A 21,548-nucleotide genomic window follows, 5' to 3' on the forward strand; every position below is an offset into this window, starting at 1 on the left:
TTCGGTTCAGCGGTATTGGGCGAACACACCGGCGACGGGCGCCGTCGATTCACGCAACACGATGCTCGGCGTCACGATGCGTTGATCGATCGGCAGTTGGGGGGTTGCAATTCGTCGCAGTAAAAGCTCGGCCGCGGTCTCGCCCAGTTGCAGGATCGACTGCCCGACCGTGGTCAGCGCCGGGTACACGTAGCGGCCCATTTGAATGTCATCGAAACCGATCACCGACAGTTCACCGGGCACGCGGATATTGCGCTCCGCCGCCGCGCGCAACACGCCGAAGCCGATCATGTCGTTGCTGGCAAAAATCGCGCTGGGCGGGTTCTGCGCCAGCAATTGCACGGCAGCAGCATAACCGCCGGTGCTGGTGAAGTCGCTTTCCTGGATGCGATTGGCCACCACCGCCACACCGGCCTCATGGAGCGCACGCTGGTAACCCGCCAGGCGCATTTGCGCGACGCGGGTGTGGGCCGGGCCGCCGATGCAGGCGATGTCCCGATGCCCCAGCTCAAGCAAGTGCCGGGTCGCCAGGTAGGCGCCTTCCTCGTGGTCGATGCGTACCAGGTCGACATCGATGCCATCCAGCGCCCGGTCGACAATCACCATGGGCGTGCGCACGGCGCTCAAGCCTGCGGCGAGGCCGCTGTCATCACCGCCTACCGAAGTCACGATCAAGCCATCAACACGCTTCTCCAGCAACACCCGCAAATAGCTGCGTTGTTTTTCCGCGTTGTCGTCGGAGTTGCAGAGAATCACGCAGTAGCCGTTACGCTCACAATAATCCTCGATGCCCCGGGCCAGCTCGGCAAAATACGGGTTGAGGCTGTTGGGCACCAGCAATCCGATGGTGGCCGTGGTCTTGGCCTTGAGCGAACGCGCGACGGCACTGGGCACGTAGTCGAGTTGCTTGATCGCCGCTTCAACCTTGATCCGTACCGGCTCGCTCACCGGGCGCGTCTTGTTCACCACATGGGACACGGTGGTGTAGGAAATACCTGCAATCGCGGCCACATCCTTGATCGTTGCCATGGTTCAGCCTCGCCGACTGGCACGACGGCTGCGATAAGTATCCAGGACCACGGCAATCACGATCACGGCACCGGTTATGATGCGCTTGGTGGGTTCCGTGGCACCGATCTGCGCCAGGCCGGCGGCCAATACCGAAATAATCAACACACCGAAGAAGGTACTGATCACCGAACCACGCCCGCCCATCAGGCTGGTGCCGCCGATCACCACTGCGGCGATCACTTGCAGCTCGAGGCCGGCACCGGCATTCGGGTCTGCCGCTTCCAGGCGCGAAATCTGGAACAGCGCCGCCACACCGGCCAGCAGGCCCATGAGGCTGAACACCAGGATCTTGTACGGCTTGGGATTGATCCCGGCCAGGCGTACAGCTTCTTCGTTGGTGCCGATACCGATCAGGTAACGACCGAATACGGTGCGGGTCAATACCAGCTGGGCGGCAATGATCACCAGCAAAGCGATGATAAACGACGGCGAAATGCCGAAGGCGATCGGGTTGGACAGCCAGGCAAACGAATCGCCGATATAGGCCGTGCGCGAGCCGGTCATCTGGTACGCGACGCCCCGGGCCATTTCCAACACGCCGAGGGACACGATAAACGAGGGAATGCGCCAGGCCACCGTGATCGAGCCGGTGATAGTGCCGGCCAACGCGGCGCAGCCCATGCCGAGCAAGGCCGCCGGCAAGACACTCCAGCCCCACCCGAGAATCGCCACGCTGACCGCCGATGCCGCCAACGCCAGTACCGAGCCCACCGATAGGTCGATACCGCCGATGATCAGGATGAAGGTCATGCCCACCGCCAGCACCATCAGGTCAGGAATCTGGTTGGCCAGGGTGCTGAACGTGTCATAGGACAGGAAGTGATCACTGAGCACCGAAAACAGCGCGATCATCGCCAGCAATGCACCGGCCAGCCCCAGGTAGGTGCCAAGGCCGTAGAAGTTGCCGCCGGTTTTACCGGGGAAAGTTGTTAGTTTCATGGGGTATCCCTAAGCACTGCGTCGTTGAGCAGCGCATCACGTTTCTGATAGCCGGCAAAGGCGGCGGCAAGCAATTCGTCCTGGGTCCAGCTGTCGCGCTCGAAGGTTTCGATCAAGCGCCCGGCGGACAGCACGCCGATGCGGTCGCAGATCAGCATGAGTTCACGCAGGTCGCTGGACACCACCACCAGCGCCTTGCCCTGGCGAGTCAATTCACCCAGCAAGGCATAAATGTCGAACTTGGCACCGACATCGATGCCGCGGGTGGGCTCGTCGAACAGCATCACCGAGCAGTCGCGCTCCAGCCAGCGGCCGATCACCACTTTCTGCTGGTTGCCACCGGACAGTTCGGACACCAATTGCGCCGGGCTGGAACTGCGGATCCGCATGGCATCGATCTGGCGCTTGGCCAAGGCAGTTTCATCGCGGCTATTAACCAGGCCGCCAGCGGAAATTTCCGGCATGTTGCCCAATGCGATATTCGCACTGATCGACTGGGTCAGCAGCAGCCCTTCGCCCTTGCGGTCTTCGGTGATCAGGGCAATGCCATGACCCACGGCATCCACTGGCGAGCGAATACTCACCACCCGGGCCGGCGAACCCAAAGCCACAGTGCCGCTGTCGGCCAGGTCGGCACCGAAGATAAGACGCAGTAGCTCTGTACGACCGGCGCCGATCAGGCCGGAGATGCCATAGATCTCACCGGCACGCACTTCAAAGGATACGTCGCGGACCTTGTCCGAGCGGGTCAGGCCCTTCACGGTCAGGGCCGGGCCGCCGAGGCTGCGCGGCCCCAGGTCGATGTGTTCACCCAACTCCCGGCCCACCATCAAGGTGACCAGTTGTTCGCTGTTGTAATTGGCCATCGGCTCGACGCAGACCAGCTTGCCGTCGCGCAGTACCGCAATGCGCTGGGCGACACGGGCCAGTTCTTCGAGCCGGTGCGAAATATAAATGATCGCCACGCCCCGGGCCTGCAGGCGGGTGATTTGCTCAAACAGCATCTCTACTTCGCGGGCCGTGAGCATCGCGGTGGGCTCGTCGAGGATCAGTACATGGCAGTCGCCGATCAGGTTGCGGGCGATCTCGACCATCTGTTGATGGCCGATGCCGAGGCTACCGACCAGAGTGTCCGGGTCGATGGCGTCCAGGCCGACTTGAGCCATGGCCTCGATCGCAGCCTTGCGCAATTGCTTGCGGCTGATCCAGCCACAGTGGCTGGGCAGGTTATCCAGAAACAGGTTTTCAGCGACGGTCAGCGTCGGCAGCAGATTGAGTTCCTGCATGACCATGCGCACGCCCAACGCTTCAGCCTGGGTACGGCTGGCCGGACGGTAATCCTGCCCCTGGAATTGCATGTGCCCGGTGGTCGGGGTGACCAGCCCACCGACGATCTTCGACAAGGTACTCTTGCCCGCGCCGTTTTCACCGGTCAGCGCCAGTACTTCACCCCGGTTAAGCGTGAGGGTAATGTCGGCCAGAACCGGTTGGGCATAGGTCTTACCGATACCGCTGACCGAGAGGACAGCGTTCGGGGCGGAAGATGACATAGGAAAATCTCCAGGCGTCCGCCCAGGACGGGCGGACGCTGTTGGGTGCTGCCAGGATTACTTCTTGAGGACGAGTTCGACCGGGGTTTCGATCATGCCGTCCTTGGCATCGACTTTCTCACCCTTGACCAGCTTGAGGGCGTTCTGGATACCGAACACCGCTTGCTGCGCAGCCGCCTGGTCGGCGGTCGCCAGCACACGACCGTCCTGCAGCATCGGCTTGATGGCGTCGATGTTGTCATAACCCACCACCAGCACCTTACCGGCCTTGCCTGCCGCACGTACGGCGGAGACGGCGCCCAGGGCCATGTTGTCGTTACCGGCCAGCAGCGCCTTGAGGTCCGGGTGTTCGCTGAGCATGGCCGAGGCCACTTTCTGGCCCTGGTCAATTTCCCAGTTGCCGGACTGGGTGGAAACGATCTTCATACCGGCAGCGTCCATCGCATCCTTGAAGCCCGCGGTGCGCTGCTGGGCGTTGGTGGTGGTCGGTACGCCTTCGATAATGCCGACCTTGTCGCCGGCAGCCAGTTGCTTGGCCAGGTAGTCGCCCACCAGTTTGGCGCCTTTGCGGTTGTCGGGGCCGACGAAGGGAATATCGAGGTTTTTGCTTTTCAGCACGTCCGGGTCCAGGCGGTTATCGATGTTGACGATCTTGATCCCGGCTTTAGAGGCATCCTCCAGCACTTTTACCAGGGCCTTGGAATCAGCAGGCGCGATAACGATGGCATTGACCTTGGCCAGGATCATCTGCTTGACGATACCGATTTGCGCGCTGGTATCGGTTTCGTCCTTGATGCCGTTGGTGATCATGTCGAAATCGGCGGCGTGGTCTTTCTGATACGCCTTGGCACCGTCCTGCATGGTCACGAAAAATTCGTTGGCGAGGGACTTCATCACCAGGCCGACCTTGGGTTTGGCGGCAGCGTCATCAGCGAATGCAGGGGAGAAAGGTAAGGCGGCGGATGCGGCAGCAAGCACAGCGACAGCAAGAAGACGTCCGGCGAATGGCAGCTTCATGGGTTCACTCCGATCTTATGATTATTGTGAGCAACGCGTGCACCGAAGTGTGCTTCGGCGGCCCTCCCACCCGGGTGGCTGATACGAGCTGACAGGAGACTCTAATGAGGGTCTCGTGAAACATCTCGCAAACGTTTGCGTTAGCCAAACTATGAGAACCTTGTCGAGATTTGTCAACGGTAGAACATGGCCTTTCATGCAAGACCTACAGCCCCGGCTCTCCCGTCCTGCGAAGGCCGCTCCTAAACATCTGCCACGTTCGGTCGTTCTCTGAAACGACAGGTTTGGCGCGGCACTCAGGATTCTTTCGTCATAACTTTCGGACAACCGAACGCCACACCCCAGGTTGTTCGGAAAGCCGGACACCCAGCAAGCAAAACCTCATCGCTCAATCAGTAAAAATTTATATATATCAACAAGTTAATTTATATGCTCGAACATATTCGGCATGGTACAGATCCTGCTCCTACACAGCGCCTGGAGGCATTCAGCAATGCCCAGGTGTTCTAGATGAACCTGCTACAGCACTCATCAAAAACCAGAGAGAAAAATAATGAAATCTGCATTGAAGAACTTTGTTCCGGGGGCGTTGGCCCTTCTGCTGCTGTTCCCCGTTGCCGCCCAGGCAAAGGAGGTTGAATCCAAGACCAAACTGTCCAACGTGGTGATCCTCGCCACCGGCGGCACCATTGCCGGCGCGGGCGCCAGCGCCGCCAACAGTGCGACGTACCAGGCTGCCAAAGTCGGTATCGAGCAATTGATCGCCGGAGTTCCTGAGCTTAGCCAGATCGCCAATGTGCGTGGCGAGCAAGTGATGCAAATTGCGTCCGAAAGCATCAACAACGAGAACCTGCTGCAACTGGGTCGCCGCGTCGCCGAACTGGCCGACAGCAAGGACGTGGACGGCATCGTGATCACCCACGGTACCGACACCCTGGAAGAGACCGCCTACTTCCTGAACCTGGTGGAAAAAACCGACAAGCCTATCGTGGTGGTCGGCTCCATGCGCCCAAGCACCGCCATGTCGGCCGACGGCATGCTCAACCTGTACAACGCCGTCGCCGTGGCCGGCAGCAAGGATGCACGCGGAAAAGGCGTACTGGTGACCATGAACGACGAGATCCAATCGGGTCGCGACGTCAGCAAGATGATCAATATCAAGACCGAAGCCTTCAAGAGCCCATGGGGCCCGCTGGGCATGGTCGTTGAAGGCAAGTCCTACTGGTTCCGCCTGCCGGCCAAGCGTCACACCATGGACTCGGAATTCGACATCAAGAACATCAAGAGCCTGCCCGATGTTGAAATCGCCTACGGCTACGGTAACGTGAGCGACACCGCCTACAAGGCACTGGCCCAGGCTGGCGCCAAAGCCATCATCCACGCCGGCACCGGCAATGGTTCGGTGTCGTCCAAAGTGGTTCCTGCGCTGGTGGAATTGCGCAAGCAAGGTGTGCAGATCATCCGTTCTTCCCACGTGAATGCCGGGGGCATGGTGCTGCGTAATGCCGAACAGCCGGACGACAAGTACGACTGGGTCGCCGCCCTCGACCTGAACCCGCAGAAAGCGCGGATTCTGGCGATGGTCGCCCTGACCAAGACCCAGGACAGCAAAGAACTGCAACGGATGTTCTGGGAATATTGATTCCTATTGGCATCTCTGTAGAGGCGGGTTTACCCGCCTCTACTTCATGTGTAAATCCCGCAACCAACACCTCCCCGCCTTACACCAACTCGCCTAAACCGCCGTCAGACGAACTTATTGAATTTTAAGCAGTTGCGAAATTGCCTACAGTTAAATACTGTATGCACGTACAGCTTATTAAGGAACACTCCGTGGCAAAGTCCTCTTCCGTAGCCCTAACCCCACCTGATGCCTACGAACGCCTGGCCATTCGTGTGCAAAAGATCATCAACTCCACCAACGCTCAAAAAGCCAAGGCAGCCTTGATCTTCCGCTTGCCGGACGAGCCAGAAGACGAGTGGCAGCGCTTGCTGGAGGAAATCGCGGAGAACGACAACGTCACCCTCGCCTATCGGGATGACGGCGGCGTGCAGATTTTCTGGGTTGTGCCGAAGGAAGATTGATTCAATGAGTGCCCGTTTTATTGCTGTGTGCTGCCTGCTTTTTGCTGTCACTGCCCATGCCCAGGCGCCCCGAACCTTCAGCGAAGCCAAAAAGGTTGCCTGGAAGTTGTACGCGCCACAATCCACCGAGTTCTATTGCGGCTGCAAATACACCGGCAACCGCGTTGACCTGAAAGCCTGCGGCTACATCCCACGCAAAAACGCCAACCGTGCCGCGCGCATCGAGTGGGAGCACATTGTTCCAGCCTGGCAGATCGGCCATCAGCGCCAGTGCTGGCAAGACGGTGGACGCAAGAACTGCACCCGCCATGACGACGTATTCAAGCGTGCCGAAGCGGATCTGCACAACCTGGTGCCGAGCATCGGCGAGGTCAATGGAGATCGAAGTAACTTCAGTTTTGGCTGGCTGCCGGTGCAAAGCGGGCAATACGGTTCGTGCCTGACCCAGGTGGATTTCAAGGCCAAGAAGGTCATGCCGCGCCCGTCCATTCGCGGGATGATCGCACGCACGTATTTCTACATGAGCAAGCAGTACGGCTTGCGCCTGTCGAAACAGGATCGCCAGTTGTACGAAGCCTGGAACAAGACCTATCCGGTACAAGCCTGGGAGCGCCAGCGGAACCAGACGGTGGCGTGCGTGATGGGGCGCGGCAATGAGTTTGTCGGCCCGGTTAACCTGAAAGCCTGCGGTTGAACAGGGGCGGCACTGCCGCCCAATCAGCGGTTACTGCGCGGTCTTGTGCTCGATGATCTCGGACACCGTGTCGGTTTTCTTGGCCCGCGCCATCTTCTCGTTGAGCAGCGTCTGCTTGGCTTCGGCCTCGGCCCTGGTTGCAAATGGCCCCAGCAGCACTTCGTCCTTGCCGTCGACCTTCACGATGTAAAAACTGAACCCGTGTTCGAGCAACCAGGCGGTCAGGTCGGTGATTGCCTGCAGCTTATGGTCCGGCGGGCCTACTCGCAGGTCCCATTCCTGGGCAGCAATCGCGCCGGTTTGTGGCTGGCTTTCGGTTACGGCAGGCTTGGCCTTGGCGGCATCGACGCTTTTGCCTTCACCGCAACCGGCCAATGCCAACACCGCAATTGCCATCGCTACTTTACGCACTGCCCTGCTCCTTCAACGGATAAAGAGGCGACTTTATCATTCACTGTCTATTCTGGCCGTCATAAACATTGGCTTAAACAATGCGAATGATGTATCCCAGACCTGTATGATGCCGCCATGGGAATTAATGTCGCCTCTATGCGTCCTAAAAGAGGCAGTCACAGGGACGCGCTTAGCAGTAAGCTACACACATACGACACCTGCCCTGTCTGAAACATGTGTCCTTAAAAGTAATCAAGGAGAAGTCCATGCTTATACTCACCCGCAAAGTCGGTGAAAGCATAAACATCGGTGATGACATTACGATCACCATCCTGGGCGTCAGCGGCCAGCAAGTACGAATCGGCATCAACGCACCCAAGGATGTTGCCGTGCATCGCGAGGAGATTTACCAGCGCATCCAGGCCGGCCTGTCCGCTCCGGACAAAAACCAGACGCCTTGAAGCGCCCTCAGTAGCCAGCCCTTTCGTTCACTGTAACGGCTGGCGAAAACCTCATCGGTCTGCTTTTGTCTGTGTCGCGCGAAGCGCTTTTTGCCGCATGCCCATCCATGCATCAAGATGAAACTATCTTCACGCCTGGAACTTATTACACCCTTTGCAACCGAATCCTCTGACTGATACCCCGCCATCCGTGTGCACTTAGGAGCACGTCGATGCTGCCAGGCAATGCCCAGCCATTTTTCTCCAGATCCTGGATGATCGCCCTGCTGACGGGGCTGGTCTTTGTCGGCTTGGAATATGGACTGAAGCTTGAAATAGAGGGCGCCGAAGCGCCCCGTTCGCGGCTGGACCTGGTACTCCTGCTGTGTGGCTACCTGTTCATGTTCTGCCTCAAGCCCATCCAGATGGCCGTGCAGCGCAAGTTGTGCCAACGCATCGTGCGCAAAACCGTACGCTGACGCCCACCCCCGATTCGCTTTCAGATCGCTGGTATTTACAGCCTCGCAGCAGGACCTATCCTTGGGTGTGTTTGCACAGTCAGTAGAAGGTGCCGGTACAGATGGACACGCTCACTAAAACCCAAATCGAATCTGAATTGGCAGCCCGCCTGCCCAGCTACACGGTCACCTGTACGCTGCACGCCGACGGCACCCTCTCGGCCGTGCTCAGCGGTCCGGAAACCGATCACTTTGCAATCACCGGAATCGTGCGCGCGCATTATCGCGGTGCCGAAGCGATTGCCCGGCTCGCCAACGAGATTCTCAGGGAGATGGTGCTGTCACGCCAAGGCATGCGCAGTGATCGAATGCAGGCGTCGCCTGATCCAGCCACCCGCGAAACAGGCCGAGTCCGGTAGCCGGCTCGGCCTTGCTGCGTCAGCCCGTCGCGCGCGCCAAGTACAGCAAGCCATCAGCGCTGCGTTGCACCTGCAGCTGTTCATACCCATCGATCGAAGGATGCTCCGTCGCCATGGGCTTGAGGTGCGTCGAGGTCACGACCATCACATCCGCTCCAGCCGCCTCCCCTGCACGGATGCCCACCGCCGCATCCTCAAACACCAGGCAATCCTGCGTCGACACCCCCAGGCGCTGCGCACCGAGCACATAACACGCAGGGTTCGGCTTGCCGATAGCCACGTCTTCAGCCGTGACCAGCACCGCTGGCGGCGTAATACCCGCCGCTTGCAGTCGACGCAACGCGAGTTCCCTGGGTGCAGAGGTGACCAGCGCCCACTGATCGCCGGGCAAGCGGTTCAGAAACTCGACGGCCCCGGCAATCGCAACGACACCTTGCACATCATTGATTTCAGCCTCGGTAATCCACTGCGCTTCAACCTCCGGGTCGACGCCGGGCAAGGCCTGGCGCGTGATGGTGTCGATCGCCCGGGCGCCATGGATGGTGGCCAGGAACGTCGCCACCTCCAGCCCATGGCGTTCAGCCCAGATACTCCATACCCGCTCGGCGGCGGCAATCGAATTGAGCAGAGTCCCATCCATATCGAACAGAAAGGCGCGGTAAGGGCGGGCAAATACGGCTGAACCTCGGATGGACACTGCGGGGTTTCCTCGTGAGCTGAAACGAATAATCGACGCAATGCAATCTACGGATCACCCGGCGGCTTGTAAACGCCAACGACGCCGGCAATAACACGGCAGGTCGAGCGCCATGCGGTCGACACCGCCAGCTCAATCGAGGGCGCCATTGAGGACTTCGTAGATGATGCCCGTCGCGATGGCCACCAGTATCAAGTCGGTGCCCGCCTGCTGCCACTCGTATCCCTCGTAATGGGGCAAGCGGCCCAACAAACGCCCGTCCAGCTTCTTGGCAATGCCCGGCGGCAGCGGCTTGCCGCGGGCCAGGTTCTTCTGGATGCCTGGCGGCAAGGCGGGCCCAGGGCTCCAGTAGTCGCGATAACCGCCCAACACATTCAGCACGCTGCCACGGTCGACGCTGGGGCCATGACTGCCTGCTACACCTTTGCCCTTGGGCTTGTCATGCTCCTGTCCGCCGTGACCATTGCCTTTATCGTTGCCTTGCCCCTTGCCATTGCCTGGGTCAGCCAGGGCCATACCGCCAGCGGCAAACAACACAAGCGAAAGCGCAACAGATACGAATTTCGGGCACTTGATCATGGCGATAATCCAACACAGGAATGTAGCTGAACTGTAGTCGAGGTTATCGCACCCCGGGGGACGTCAACTCACCTGACCACCCACTTCCAGCACATCCACCGGGGTATTCCACGCCGCCGACACCGCGATGCGCAGCCCATCGACAAGGCCCGCGCCAAGATCCCTCGACACGTGGATAAAACCACTGCGTACACCGGTGCCCGCGAGTTCGTGCTGCAAGCGGTAGAACACCTGGTTGCACACGAATGTACCCGCCGTCTGCGATACCGACACCGCAATCCCTGCTTCGCGCACCGCCCTGGCCATGGCCTTGATCGGCAGCGTCGAAAAGTACGCCGCCGGGCCGCCGACCACCACCGCCGTGTCGATGGGTTGCTCCCCCAGATTATCGGGGATGCGTGCATCGTTGACGTTGATCGCCACCCGCTCGATGGATATTTCGCTGCGCCCGGGGGCCAACCCAGTGGCGATGACCATCGCCGGACGCAGTTCACTGATCAGTTGGAGCAGGCACTCACCCGCCGTGGCAAACGCACAGGGCAATCGGCGCGCAACAATCCGCACATCATCGTCGAGTTGCACGCCATCCAACTGGCGCACCGCTTCCCAGGAAGGATTCACCAGGTCTTGATCAAAGGGCTCGAACCCCGTCAGCAATACAGTTCGCATCGTCGCCTCACATCAACACATAAAGCAGGACAATATTGACCACCAGCATCATCAACGCGGTCGGCAGTTGCGCCTTGATCACCGCGTTCTTGTCCGGCAACTCCAGCAACGCCGCCGGCACGATATTGAAGTTGGCCGCCATCGGCGTCATCAGCGTACCGCAGTAGCCGGAGAACATACCGATGGCGGCCATCACCGCCGGGTTACCGCCGTAGATACCCACCAGCACCGGCACGCCGACGCCCCCGGTCATCACCGGGAACGCCGCGAAGCCATTGCCCATGATCACCGTAAACAGCGCCATGCCCAGCACGTACACCATGACCGCCACCAACTTGAAATCCAGGTTGATGTAGGTGGTGGTGACATGGGCGACAGCCGTGCCGACACCGGCTTCATTGAACAGCAGGCCAAGCATCGCCAGCATCTGCGGCAGCACCATGGCCCAGCCCAGGGCCTCGGTGAGTCGCCGGGATTCGCGCAAGGCTTGCACCGGGGTATCACGGGTCAGCCAGCACGCCAGGCCGAGGGCGATCAGGCAGCCGATGCCGAGGGACACGAAGGTGGTGTTTTTCGGATCCAGCAGCGGTACCCCGCCAATCTCGGTGTGCTTGAGCAAGACCGAACCGATCACGGTGGTCAGGGGGATCGCCAGCGCCGGGATAAACAGCTTGTGCCCGAGGCGGCCGGCACTGGCGCGCGAAGCCTTGTCATGCAACTCAGCATGGGTGCCACGGCCGACGCCGCCCAGGCCGGCGATCAGCGCCATCACCACCACTCCCGCACCGACCACCACCGAGGGCAGGCGCTCCCCCACCAGGAACGGGATGGCAAACAGCAGCCAGAACAGTGCGCTGGACCAGCGCTTGGGATGGCTTCGATCCAACAGGATCATGCCGGCGGTGATCAGCAGCAGGATCCCGGCGAGCCAGTACAGGTATTGGATAGAGATGATCATTGCGCGGCCTCCACAGGGTTCGCGGCGGTCGTCATCTCGCGGGTCAGTCTTCGGTCAAACCGATGAAGTCGGAGCGCGTGAATGATAAAGGCGCAAATCGCCGTAGGAATGCCCCACACCGCAATGTGCAGCGGCTCCACATCAATCCCCGAACCGAGCAGGAAGGTATGCATCAAGGCAATCGCACCAAAGGCGACGAAGATGTCCTCACCAAAAAACAGGCCGACGTTATCGGTGGCCGCACACATGGCCAACACCTTGTGACGCAGTTTGTCCGGCAGTTTGCCGTAGCGCTTTTCCGCCGCGCCTTCGGCCATCGGTGCCAGCAGTGGGCGCACCATCTGCGGGTGCCCGCCGAGGCTGGTCAAGCCCATGGCTGCGGTGGATTCGCGCACAAACAGATAGATGATCAGCAGGCGTCCGACCGTGGCGCGCTCAAACCGCGCAATCCAGTTCTGCGCGTGCAGGCGCAAGCCGTGGCGCTCCAGCAGACCGATGACGGCGAGGGGCAACAACAGGATCAATTGCAGGGCGCGAGTCTGTAGGAAACCATCCCCCATAGTGGCGAGGATTTTCTCCAGCGGGAAGTGGGCAGCGAGCCCGGTGGCGATAGCTGCGGCGGTGACCACCAACAGCGGGTTGAAACGCAAAACAAAGCCAACCACGATCACAAGTACGCCGATCAACGGCCATAAGTTCACAACAGTTTGCATGGCGGAGAGGTCCTTAAGTGCGCGCTGCGGCGCCATTACAGCAGGATGTGAACAAAGGGTTCACAGCAGGAAGTGGCGTGCAGTCGGCTCGGTTTTTTATTGTTGGCCCGTCAGGGCGAGCGTCAGTGGCGGCAACTGTGCTGCCTGGGAGCGGGAGGTGTCCAACAAGAAAAATTGTTGCTGCAAACCAATAAATTTTGTGGGTAATTGAGTAGCCCACGAGTAACAAGACGTGGACAGACCATGAAGGATTCGCTCATCTTAACGCCGCCCGTTTATCGTGCGCGGCGCATCGGGCAGTTGGTCGGCCTTCTTCATCAAACCGTTCACTGAAAGAGGGCAGCACCGATGAGCTCAGCCATTCCAGACTCCGCCGCGCAAAACCGCCTCAGTCTACACACCAGTCTGATCGCCCTGGTGGTCGCCGTAACCTTCTTCATGGAGAACCTTGACGCCACGGTCATCGCCACCGCGCTACCGACCATGGCGACCGCCTTCGGGGTGACACCGGTCGACATGAACATCGGCATCACCGCCTATATCCTCGCCGTGGCGATCTTCATACCGCTGTCCAGCTGGGTTGCCGACCGCTTTGGTGCGCGCCGGGTATTCGCTGGCGCAATCATCCTGTTCACCCTCGCCTCGCTGCTCTGCGGGCTCAGCCAAAGTATCGAGATGTTCGTGTTCGCCCGCGTCCTGCAGGGCATGGGCGGCGCATTGATGGTGCCCGTGGGGCGCCTGGCCGTGCTGCGTAATACGGATAAGAAAGACTTGGTGAACATGATCGCGATCATTACCTGGCCCGGCCTGGTCGCGCCGATTCTGGGGCCGCTGGTCGGCGGCTTGATCGTGACGCATGCATCGTGGCCATGGATCTTCTACGTGAATCTGCCGCTGGGTGCGCTGGCATTGGCCGCCGCACTGTGGCTGGTACCGGAAGACCGTGAAGCCAGCGTGCGCCAGTTCGATGCCAAGGGGTTTGTACTGCTGGCAGGCGCCTGTGTGGCCCTGCTGGGCGGGCTGGAATGGCTGGGTAACCAGACCGGTGAACGCCTTATTCCAGGCGCCGTGCTGGTCTCGGCAGGCATCGCGCTGGCAGTGTGGGCCGTGCACCATTGCCGCCATGCCAGCGACCCGTTATTGCCGCTCGAGACCCTGTCCATCGATACATTTCGTGTGAGCATCTATGGCGGCTCGCTGTTTCGCCTGGCCATCAGCGCCCTGCCGTTCCTGCTGCCGCTGCTGTTTCAAGTCGCCTTTGGCTTGTCCCCGGTGGACGCAGGCTTGCTGGTGCTGGCGGTATTCGCTGGCAATCTGGCGATGAAGCCGTTCACCACGGCCATCATGCGCCGCTATGGGTTTCGCCGGGTCTTGCTGGTGAACGGGATAATCGGCGTGGTGTCGATAGCCGCTTGCGCGCTTTTCACGGTGCAGACCCCATTTGTGCTGATCGCGGCCGTGTTGTTTGCGGGAGGGTTATCCCGCTCGATGCAGTTCACCTGCTACAACTCGATCGGCTTCGCGGATGTGCCCAAACCGCGCATGAGTGAGGCCTCGGCGCTGTTCAGCATGTCATTCCAGCTGGCCATGGGGATGGGCGTAACGGTGGCGGCGCTGCTGCTACGGGCATCCATGACCCTGCAGGGGCATGAGATGCAGGCACAGGTCGGGGATTTTCGCGTGGCGTTCGTCGGCGTGGCGCTGCTGGGAGCGTGGGCGCTGGTGGATGTATATCGCTTGACGGTGGGAGCGGGAGAAAGTGTGTTGAATCGACAGTGAAGGCTGCGACTCAACACACTGTTGCCAGTATCAGGCGGTGGTACTGACCATCGAACCCGACGTGCTGTTGCCCTCATCGGTGACTGCCTGCAACAGTGCGGAAGTCACTGTCTGCAACGCTGCCGCAGTGCCGGCGATCTGCATCTGCGCCGCCGCTACTGCCGCCGCTTTGGCTTCTGCACTCTGGTTGCTGGACTGAGCTTTCTGCAAGGCTTGCTGCTGCGCTTGAAGCTGCTTTTGCAACTGCTCGATCTGCTTCTTCAATTCTTTGACGGTATCGGACTCCTTCGAGAGCGAGGAGGCTTGGCCACCGCCACCGCCACTTACACCTGCCGCACCATTGGAATCAGCGTGCATGTTGACGGTCGTGCCGCCTGCGCTGCTTGTACTTTCCTTGGTCGCGGCAGCCGTCGAGCTGACAGTGCTTGGGGTGCTTGCTACGGAGGCGGTAGTGCTGATGTTGATAAGCATGCCAAGTGTCCGAGAGTAAGAGATTTGCGATCTCTATCGGCCTGGGGGTCGATTACTTTAGGCGGGGGTAGGAAGATTTTCGGGTAGTAATAAATCGCACGAACAAAAAAGGGCCCACCTTTCGGTGAGCCCTTCCAGACCGCCCAGCAGAGCGGATTTTGTTTGGTAGGCGCGATTGGACTCGAACCAACGACCCCCACCATGTCAAGGTGGTGCTCTAACCAACTGAGCTACGTGCCTGCTGTGAGGCGGCATTCTACGGAATTCCGGAGGGGTGTCAACATCTTTTTTGCAGCTAACCCTATGAATATGCGAATTATTTATTTGCAGCCGGCGCACCGTACTTTTTGGGGTGGCTGGCAGGCAATTTTCAACTCAGGTAGGATCAGGGCACTCGTAAAAAATATAAAACAGAGGTTCCAGGATGGCGAACACCCCCTACCCCCAGTCGTATTACGCCGCTTCCGCCAATGCCGTTCCGCCGCGCCCAATGTTGCAAGGCGACGTCGAAACCGATGTGTGCGTGATCGGTGCCGGCTATACCGGCCTGTCCAGCGCGCTGTTCCTGCTGGAGAACGGTTTTCGCGTAACGGTGCTGGAAGCCGCCAAGGTGGGTTTTGGCGCGTCAGGCCGCAATGGCGGGCAGATCGTCAACAGCTACAGCCGTGACATTGATGTGATCGAGCGCAGCGTCGGCCCGCAACAGGCGCAGTTGCTGGGGCAGATGGCGTTCGAGGGCGGCAGGATCATTCGCGAGCGGGTCGCCAAGTACCAGATCCAGTGCGACCTGAAGGACGGCGGCGTGTTCGCGGCACTCAACAGCAAGCACATGGACCATCTGGAGTCGCAGAAACGCTTGTGGGAGCGCTACGGCCATACACAGCTGGAGTTGCTGGACGAGCGTCGCATTCGCGAGGTCGTGGCCTGTGACAACTATGTCGGCGGGCTGCTGGACATGAGTGGCGGCCATATCCACCCACTCAACCTGGCACTCGGTGAAGCCGCCGCCGTGGAGTCCCTGGGCGGGACGATCTACGAACAATCGGCGGCGGTGCGCATCGAGCGTGGCGCCAACCCGGTGGTCCATACGGCAGAAGGCAAGGTCAGGGCCAAGTTCATCATCGTCGCGGGCAATGCCTACCTGGGCAACCTGGTGCCGGAGCTGGCGGCCAAGTCGATGCCCTGTGGCACCCAGGTGATCACGACGGCGCCACTCGGGGATGAGCTGGCCAGGACACTCCTGCCGCAGGATTACTGCGTAGAGGACTGCAACTACCTGCTCGACTACTATCGCCTCACCAGTGACAAGCGCCTGATCTTCGGCGGCGGCGTGGTGTATGGCGCGCGCGACCCGGCGAACATCGAAGCAATCATCCGCCCGAAGATGCTCAAGGCCTTCCCGCAACTCAAGGATGTGAAGATCGACTACGCCTGGACCGGCAACTTCCTGCTGACCCTGTCGCGCTTGCCGCAGGTCGGTCGCCTGGGCGACAACATCTACTACTCACAGGGCTGCAGCGGCCATGGGGTGACGTACACCCACCTGGCGGGCAAGGTACTGGCGGAAGCGCTGAGAGGCCAGGCAGAGCGCTTTGATGCGTTTGCCGACCTGCCGCACTACCCATTCCCGGGCGGGCAACTGTTGCGCACACCGTTTGCGGCACTGGGGGCCTGGTATTACGGGCTGCGGGATAAGCTGGGCTTCTGACAAATCAATGGGAGCCGGTTCGCCGGCTCCCGCAAAAAATTACCAAATTGCAGACACAAAAAACCCCGGTCTTTCGACCAGGGTCTTTGCTATCGGATCAAAGTAGCCAGTGGCTTTCTTTGTGCTTCAAGGCGTTCAGTGGGCCTTGAGGCAGATATGGCGCAGCGGACGGGACTCGAACCCGCGACCCCCGGCGTGACAGGCCGGTATTCTAACCGACTGAACTACCGCTGCGTATCGCTTGACCGGCCGAGCAAACCGCCTCAACCGTCCTTGAACATCTGATCGATCAGCTTGGCTGTTCAATCTCAAGCCCGATAAATCGAACCAGGAAAATATGGCGCAGCGGACGGGACTCGAACCCGCGACCCCCGGCGTGACAGGCCGGTATTCTAACCGACTGAACTACCGCTGCGCGTCGGTGCAACCTTTAACGTTGCGTCCTGCCCGAAGGCAAAACTCTCAAGAAGTGGTGGGTGATGACGGGATCGAACCGCCGACCCTCTGCTTGTAAGGCAGATGCTCTCCCAGCTGAGCTAATCACCCTTTGCTTCGTTGAGGCCGCGAAATTTACGCAGGTAGCGGACCTAAGTCAATAGCCTGCTTGAAGTTTTTCTGAAAAAGACAAAATGGCTTCAAGACGGCGACCTGCCCTACTCGCTGTAAATCATCTTCTTGCTCATGCCACCGTCCACCACAAACTCTTGCCCGGTGACAAACCCGGCCTGGCGCGACAGCAACCACGCCACCATCGCTGCCACGTCCTCTACCGTACCCACCCTGCCCGCCGGATGCTGGGCATGATCGGCATCGGTCAAAGGCTCGGCACGCCGCGCAGCTGGATCACGGGCATCGATCCAGCCAGGGCTGACCGCATTCACCCGCACTTCCGGCCCGAGACTGATCGCCAAGGCGTGAGTAAGGGCCAACAGCCCCCCTTTACTCGCCGCGTAGGCTTCGGTATCCGGCTCCGACTGACGAGCCCGGGTCGACGCCAGGTTGACGATGGCCCCGCCGTGGGCACGCAGGTAGGGCGCACAATGCTTGGCCAGCAACATCGGCCCACTGAGGTTAACGGCCAGCACGCGGTTCCAGTAGGCCAGGTCGAGGCTCTCCAGGGTGATATTGTGCGGGTCGGCCACCGCAGCGTTACAGACCAACGCGTCCAGGCGACCGAACTGCCCCAGGACTTCGGCGACCCCCTGGGCCACCTGTTTCTCGTCAGCCACGTCCATGGTGATAAACCAGGCGTTTTCGCCCAGCACCTTGGACACCTTGGAACCGCGCTCGCGGTCGAGGTCGGTCAAGACCACCTGCCAGCCTTCGCTGATCAGCCACGCCGCAATCCCGAGGCCAATACCCCGCGCCGCGCCCGTCACCAGGGCGACGCGCCCATTACTGGCCGCCGCGGCCTCCAGGGACCACTCGATCACAAGGCAGCCAGCCCGCGAGCCAGGTCAGCCTGCAGATCCGTGACATCTTCCAGGCCGACCGCGATGCGGATCAGGCTGTCCCGGATACCGGCCGCCTCACGCTCCTGCGGCGCCAGGCGTCCGTGGGACGTGGTGCTCGGATGGGTAATGGTGGTCTTGCTGTCGCCCAGGTTGGCCGTGATGGAGATCAGGCGCGTCGCATCGATAAAGCGCCAGGCGCCCTCTTTGCCGCCCTTCACTTCAAAACTCACCACGGCGCCGAAACCACGTTGCTGGCGCTGGGCCAATGCGTGCTGCGGGTGGCTCTTGAGGCCGGCGTAATGCACTTTTTCGATACCGTCCTGCTGCTCCAGCCACTCGGCCAGGGCCTGGGCGTTGGCGCAATGGGCCTTCATCCGCAGGCTGAGGGTTTCCAGGCCCTTGAGGAAGATCCAGGCATTGAACGGGCTCAGGGTCGGGCCGGCGGTGCGCAGGAAGCCCACCACTTCCTTCATCTGCTCGCTGCGACCGGCAACCACGCCGCCCATGCAACGGCCCTGGCCATCGATAAACTTGGTGGCCGAGTGCACCACAATGTCCGCGCCCAGCTTCAGCGGCTGCTGCAAGGCAGGCGTGCAGAAACAGTTGTCGACCACCAGCATTGCGCCTTTGGCGTGAGCCACTTCGGACAACGCGGCGATATCCACCAACTCGGCCAACGGATTGGACGGCGACTCGACGAACAGCAGCTTGGTGTTGGACTTGATCGCCGCCCCCCACCCGGACAGATCCGCCAGGGGCACGTAGTCCACTTCGATACCGAAGCGCTTGAAATACTTCTCGAACAGGCTGATGGTCGAACCAAACACGCTGCGCGACACCAGCACGTGGTCACCGGCACTGCACAGGCTCATCACCACCGCCAGGATCGCCGCCATGCCGGTGGCCGTCGCCACCGCCTGCTCTGAGCCTTCCAGGGCCGCGATACGTTCTTCGAACGCGCGCACAGTCGGGTTGGTGTAGCGGGAATAAACGTTACCCGGCACTTCGCCAGCAAAGCGCGCCGCGGCGTCGGCCGCCGTGCGGAACACGTAGCTGGAGGTGAAGAACATCGGGTCACCGTGCTCACCTTCCGGGGTACGGTGCTGGCCGGCGCGCACAGCCAGGGTATCGAAAGCTACGCCATCGAGGTCGCTGTCCAAGCGACCGGCATCCCATTCCTGACTCATGCTGCGACTCCTTACTCAATTCTTTATTTAAGATACAAAACCGGCCCCTCAGGGCCGGTGTCTACTCAGTTGTTGTACAGATCGATGATCGCGCTGACCGCCTGGGTCTTGATCTTCGACGAGTCGTTACGCGCCTGCTCGATCTTGTTCAGGTAGGCCTCGTCGACGTCACCGGTCACATACTTGCCGTCGAACACGGCGCAGTCGAACTGCTCGATCTTGATCTTGCCACCGCCGACCGCCTCGATCAGGTCCGGCAGGTCCTGGTAGATCAGCCAATCGGCGCCGATCAGGTCGGCCACGTCCTGGGTCGTGCGGTTGTGTGCGATCAGTTCGTGGGCGCTCGGCATGTCGATACCGTACACGTTCGGGTAACGCACGGCAGGCGCTGCGGAACAGAAGTACACGTTCTTCGCACCGGCTTCACGGGCCATCTGGATGATTTGCTTGCAGGTGGTGCCGCGCACGATGGAGTCGTCCACCAGCATCACGTTCTTGCCGCGGAATTCCAGCTCGATGGCGTTGAGCTTCTGGCGCACCGACTTCTTACGCGCAGCCTGGCCCGGCATGATGAAGGTACGACCGATGTAACGGTTTTTCACGAAGCCTTCGCGGAACTTGACGCCCAGGTGGTTGGCCAACTCCAGCGCAGCAGTGCGGCTGGTGTCCGGGATCGGGATCACCACGTCGATGTCGTGCTCGGGACGCTCGCGCAGGATCTTGTCGGCCAGCTTCTCGCCCATGCGCAGGCGTGCCTTGTACACCGACACACCATCGATGATCGAATCCGGACGCGCCAGGTAGACGTGTTCGAAGATGCACGGGGTGAGTTTCGGCGCTACGGCGCACTGACGGGTGTGAAGCTTGCCGTCTTCGGTGATGTACACCGCTTCGCCCGGCGCGAGGTCGCGGATCAGGGTGAAGCCCAGCACGTCCAGGGACACGCTTTCGGACGCGATCATGTACTCGACGCCTTCGTCGGTGTGACGCTGGCCGAACACGATCGGGCGAATACCGTGGGGGTCACGGAAGCCGACGATGCCGTAGCCGGTGATCATCGCTACAACGGCATAACCGCCGACGCAACGGTTGTGCACGTCGATCACGGCGGCGAACACGTCTTCTTCGGTCGGCTGCAGCTTGCCGCGCTGGGCCAGCTCGTGGGCGAACACGTTGAGCAGCACTTCCGAGTCGGAGCTGGTGTTGACGTGGCGCAGGTCAGATTCGTAAATCTCCTTGGCCAGTTGCTCAACGTTGGTCAGGTTACCGTTATGCGCCAGGGTAATGCCGTAAGGCGAGTTGACGTAGAACGGCTGAGCTTCGGCCGACGTCGAGCTACCGGCGGTCGGGTAACGCACATGGCCAATGCCCATGTGCCCGACGAGGCGCTGCATGTGACGCTGATGGAACACGTCACGTACCAGGCCATTGTCCTTGCGCAGGAATAACCGGCCGTCGTGGCTGGTCACAATACCGGCAGCGTCCTGGCCGCGGTGCTGGAGGACGGTTAGCGCGTCATACAGCGCCTGATTGACGTTCGACTTACCGACGATACCGACGATGCCACACATGCGACGCAACCCCTACTTAATGAATCTTGACTGAACACAACTTACTGCGGCGTTTTGGCCGGCAAGAGGTGTTCCTTGAACGGAAGATCAGCGGGTACGCTGATTCCGCTGGCCAGCCACTGACTGCTCCACCCCAATATGAGGTTCTTGGACCAATCTGCAACCAATAGAAATTTTGGCACGAGTACCGACTCCTGCCACCACGAATCCTGCTGTACCGGTCCCAGGCTCAACAGCCCGACCGCCACGACCACCAGCAACGCACCACGCGCGGCACCGAAGGCCATGCCGAGAAATCGATCGGTCCCGGAGAGGCCGGTGACACGTATCAACTCGCCAATAAGATAATTGACCATTGCCCCCACCAGCAGCGTGGCGATGAACATGATGGCGCAGCCCGCGATGACGCGAGCCGAAGGTGTCTCGATGTATCCGGCCAGGTAGACCGACAACGAACCGCCGAACATCCAGGCTACGACTCCTGCGATGATCCAGGTCAGCAACGACAATGCTTCTTTTACGAAGCCGCGGCTTAGACTGATCAAAGCGGAGATGGCGACGATTGCAACGATCGCCCAGTCAACCCAGGTAAATGGCACGTTTGAGCCTACGGACGGATAAGGCGGCGCATTTTAGCAGAGCGTCGGGCTGTCGGTAAGCTGTGATTGCGGCTGCTTTGCAAATCAATAGTTTGTG

Annotated in this window: 23 protein-coding genes and 4 tRNA genes; 8 read left to right on the forward strand and 19 right to left on the reverse strand. The window is 60.4% G+C overall.

The genetic code is table 11. The features are described from left to right. Positions 1–6: 6 nt before the first annotated feature. The 4 genes from BLQ09_RS01300 to BLQ09_RS01315 are packed head-to-tail and all read right to left on the reverse strand — an operon-like array spanning position 7 to position 4,577. Positions 7–1,029: a LacI family DNA-binding transcriptional regulator gene (locus tag BLQ09_RS01300; protein WP_027604102.1), complete on the reverse strand. Its 1,023-nt coding sequence runs from the start codon at positions 1,027–1,029 to the stop codon at positions 7–9. Positions 1,030–1,032: 3 nt separating this feature from the next. Then, positions 1,033–2,010, reverse strand: coding sequence for an ABC transporter permease (locus tag BLQ09_RS01305; RefSeq protein ID WP_027604101.1), 978 nt, complete (start codon positions 2,008–2,010; stop codon positions 1,033–1,035). Beyond that, positions 2,007–3,560, reverse strand: a complete 1,554-nt coding sequence (locus tag BLQ09_RS01310; RefSeq protein ID WP_027604100.1) for a sugar ABC transporter ATP-binding protein — start codon at positions 3,558–3,560, stop codon at positions 2,007–2,009. The genes BLQ09_RS01305 and BLQ09_RS01310 overlap by 4 nt, the downstream gene beginning before the upstream one ends. Positions 3,561–3,617: 57 nt before the next feature. Beyond that, the gene (locus BLQ09_RS01315) at positions 3,618–4,577 is read right to left on the reverse strand and encodes a sugar ABC transporter substrate-binding protein (protein WP_027604099.1); all 960 of its coding nucleotides are present in this window, start codon (positions 4,575–4,577) and stop codon (positions 3,618–3,620) included. A gap of 553 nt (positions 4,578–5,130) precedes the next feature. On the opposite strand from BLQ09_RS01315, the gene BLQ09_RS01320 reads away from it, so the two are divergent. From BLQ09_RS01320 to BLQ09_RS01330, 3 genes are all read left to right on the forward strand, one after another. Further along, positions 5,131–6,219, forward strand: a complete 1,089-nt coding sequence (locus BLQ09_RS01320) for an asparaginase (RefSeq protein ID WP_092354888.1) — start codon at positions 5,131–5,133, stop codon at positions 6,217–6,219. A 191-nt stretch (positions 6,220–6,410) separates the two neighbouring features. Continuing rightward, the gene (locus BLQ09_RS01325) at positions 6,411–6,662 is read left to right on the forward strand and encodes a DUF1654 domain-containing protein (protein WP_027604098.1); all 252 of its coding nucleotides are present in this window, start codon (positions 6,411–6,413) and stop codon (positions 6,660–6,662) included. 4 nt (positions 6,663–6,666) lie between these two features. Then, positions 6,667–7,356, forward strand: a complete 690-nt coding sequence (locus BLQ09_RS01330; protein WP_027604097.1) for an endonuclease — start codon at positions 6,667–6,669, stop codon at positions 7,354–7,356. Positions 7,357–7,386: 30 nt separating this feature from the next. Here BLQ09_RS01330 and BLQ09_RS01335 read toward each other — a convergent pair whose 3' ends face one another. Further along, the gene (locus BLQ09_RS01335) at positions 7,387–7,752 is read right to left on the reverse strand and encodes a hypothetical protein (protein WP_043293337.1); all 366 of its coding nucleotides are present in this window, start codon (positions 7,750–7,752) and stop codon (positions 7,387–7,389) included. A gap of 263 nt (positions 7,753–8,015) precedes the next feature. Between BLQ09_RS01335 and csrA the strand changes: the two genes are divergently transcribed. The 3 genes from csrA to BLQ09_RS01350 all read left to right on the forward strand — a co-directional run bounded on the left by csrA (position 8,016) and on the right by BLQ09_RS01350 (position 9,066). After that, positions 8,016–8,210, forward strand: coding sequence for a carbon storage regulator CsrA (gene csrA, locus BLQ09_RS01340; protein WP_027604095.1), 195 nt, complete (start codon positions 8,016–8,018; stop codon positions 8,208–8,210). A gap of 212 nt (positions 8,211–8,422) precedes the next feature. After that, on the forward strand, positions 8,423–8,668 hold the full coding sequence (locus BLQ09_RS01345; RefSeq protein WP_027604094.1) for a hypothetical protein: 246 nt from the start codon (positions 8,423–8,425) through the stop codon (positions 8,666–8,668). 101 nt (positions 8,669–8,769) lie between these two features. Then, a complete protein-coding gene (locus tag BLQ09_RS01350; RefSeq protein ID WP_027604093.1) occupies positions 8,770–9,066 on the forward strand; it encodes a hypothetical protein in 297 nt (98 codons plus the stop codon). A 19-nt stretch (positions 9,067–9,085) separates the two neighbouring features. On the opposite strand, the gene BLQ09_RS01355 is transcribed toward BLQ09_RS01350, so the two are convergent. The 5 genes from BLQ09_RS01355 to BLQ09_RS01375 all read right to left on the reverse strand — a co-directional run bounded on the left by BLQ09_RS01355 (position 9,086) and on the right by BLQ09_RS01375 (position 12,682). Next, positions 9,086–9,763, reverse strand: a complete 678-nt coding sequence (locus tag BLQ09_RS01355) for an HAD-IA family hydrolase (protein WP_027604092.1) — start codon at positions 9,761–9,763, stop codon at positions 9,086–9,088. A 132-nt stretch (positions 9,764–9,895) separates the two neighbouring features. After that, positions 9,896–10,342: an anti-virulence regulator CigR family protein gene (locus BLQ09_RS01360; protein WP_027604091.1), complete on the reverse strand. Its 447-nt coding sequence runs from the start codon at positions 10,340–10,342 to the stop codon at positions 9,896–9,898. A 63-nt stretch (positions 10,343–10,405) separates the two neighbouring features. Beyond that, on the reverse strand, positions 10,406–11,011 hold the full coding sequence (gene pcp, locus BLQ09_RS01365) for a pyroglutamyl-peptidase I (protein ID WP_027604090.1): 606 nt from the start codon (positions 11,009–11,011) through the stop codon (positions 10,406–10,408). A 7-nt stretch (positions 11,012–11,018) separates the two neighbouring features. Next, complete coding sequence (locus tag BLQ09_RS01370; RefSeq protein WP_027604089.1) at positions 11,019–11,969, reverse strand: DUF979 domain-containing protein; 951 nt, start codon at positions 11,967–11,969, stop codon at positions 11,019–11,021. Further along, positions 11,966–12,682 carry a DUF969 domain-containing protein gene (locus tag BLQ09_RS01375; RefSeq protein WP_027604088.1) on the reverse strand — a complete coding sequence of 239 codons (717 nt, stop codon included), beginning with the start codon at positions 12,680–12,682 and terminating at the stop codon, positions 11,966–11,968. Before BLQ09_RS01375 ends, BLQ09_RS01370 begins: the two co-directional genes overlap by 4 nt. 348 nt (positions 12,683–13,030) lie before the next feature. Between BLQ09_RS01375 and BLQ09_RS01380 the strand changes: the two genes are divergently transcribed. Continuing rightward, the gene (locus BLQ09_RS01380) at positions 13,031–14,461 is read left to right on the forward strand and encodes a DHA2 family efflux MFS transporter permease subunit (protein WP_092354891.1); all 1,431 of its coding nucleotides are present in this window, start codon (positions 13,031–13,033) and stop codon (positions 14,459–14,461) included. Between the two features lie 30 nt (positions 14,462–14,491). Here the strand turns inward: BLQ09_RS01380 and BLQ09_RS01385 are convergent, their stop codons facing one another. Both BLQ09_RS01385 and BLQ09_RS01390 read right to left on the reverse strand, forming a co-directional pair. Then, positions 14,492–14,932, reverse strand: a complete 441-nt coding sequence (locus tag BLQ09_RS01385; protein WP_065948011.1) for a hypothetical protein — start codon at positions 14,930–14,932, stop codon at positions 14,492–14,494. Positions 14,933–15,095: 163 nt separating this feature from the next. Beyond that, positions 15,096–15,172 (reverse strand) — tRNA-Val (locus BLQ09_RS01390). A 184-nt stretch (positions 15,173–15,356) separates the two neighbouring features. Between BLQ09_RS01390 and BLQ09_RS01395 the strand changes: the two genes are divergently transcribed. Beyond that, positions 15,357–16,640, forward strand: a complete 1,284-nt coding sequence (locus BLQ09_RS01395; RefSeq protein ID WP_027604082.1) for an NAD(P)/FAD-dependent oxidoreductase — start codon at positions 15,357–15,359, stop codon at positions 16,638–16,640. A 157-nt stretch (positions 16,641–16,797) separates the two neighbouring features. On the opposite strand, the gene BLQ09_RS01400 is transcribed toward BLQ09_RS01395, so the two are convergent. The 7 genes from BLQ09_RS01400 to BLQ09_RS01430 all read right to left on the reverse strand — a co-directional run bounded on the left by BLQ09_RS01400 (position 16,798) and on the right by BLQ09_RS01430 (position 21,451). Then, positions 16,798–16,874, reverse strand: a tRNA-Asp gene (locus BLQ09_RS01400). A gap of 104 nt (positions 16,875–16,978) precedes the next feature. Further along, positions 16,979–17,055: transfer RNA gene (locus BLQ09_RS01405), tRNA-Asp, on the reverse strand. A gap of 55 nt (positions 17,056–17,110) precedes the next feature. Further along, positions 17,111–17,186 (reverse strand) — tRNA-Val (locus BLQ09_RS01410). 107 nt (positions 17,187–17,293) lie between these two features. Then, on the reverse strand, positions 17,294–18,058 hold the full coding sequence (locus BLQ09_RS01415; protein ID WP_027604081.1) for an SDR family oxidoreductase: 765 nt from the start codon (positions 18,056–18,058) through the stop codon (positions 17,294–17,296). A gap of 11 nt (positions 18,059–18,069) precedes the next feature. Then, the gene (locus BLQ09_RS01420) at positions 18,070–19,281 is read right to left on the reverse strand and encodes an O-succinylhomoserine sulfhydrylase (RefSeq protein ID WP_092354894.1); all 1,212 of its coding nucleotides are present in this window, start codon (positions 19,279–19,281) and stop codon (positions 18,070–18,072) included. A gap of 65 nt (positions 19,282–19,346) precedes the next feature. Then, complete coding sequence (gene purF / locus BLQ09_RS01425; RefSeq protein WP_027604079.1) at positions 19,347–20,852, reverse strand: amidophosphoribosyltransferase; 1,506 nt, start codon at positions 20,850–20,852, stop codon at positions 19,347–19,349. A gap of 41 nt (positions 20,853–20,893) precedes the next feature. Next, positions 20,894–21,451 carry a CvpA family protein gene (locus BLQ09_RS01430; protein ID WP_003192538.1) on the reverse strand — a complete coding sequence of 186 codons (558 nt, stop codon included), beginning with the start codon at positions 21,449–21,451 and terminating at the stop codon, positions 20,894–20,896. Positions 21,452–21,548 lie beyond the last annotated feature (97 nt).

The organism is Pseudomonas sp. NFACC25 (assembly GCF_900100935.1).
In the GTDB taxonomy this organism is placed as follows: domain Bacteria; phylum Pseudomonadota; class Gammaproteobacteria; order Pseudomonadales; family Pseudomonadaceae; genus Aquipseudomonas; species Aquipseudomonas marginalis.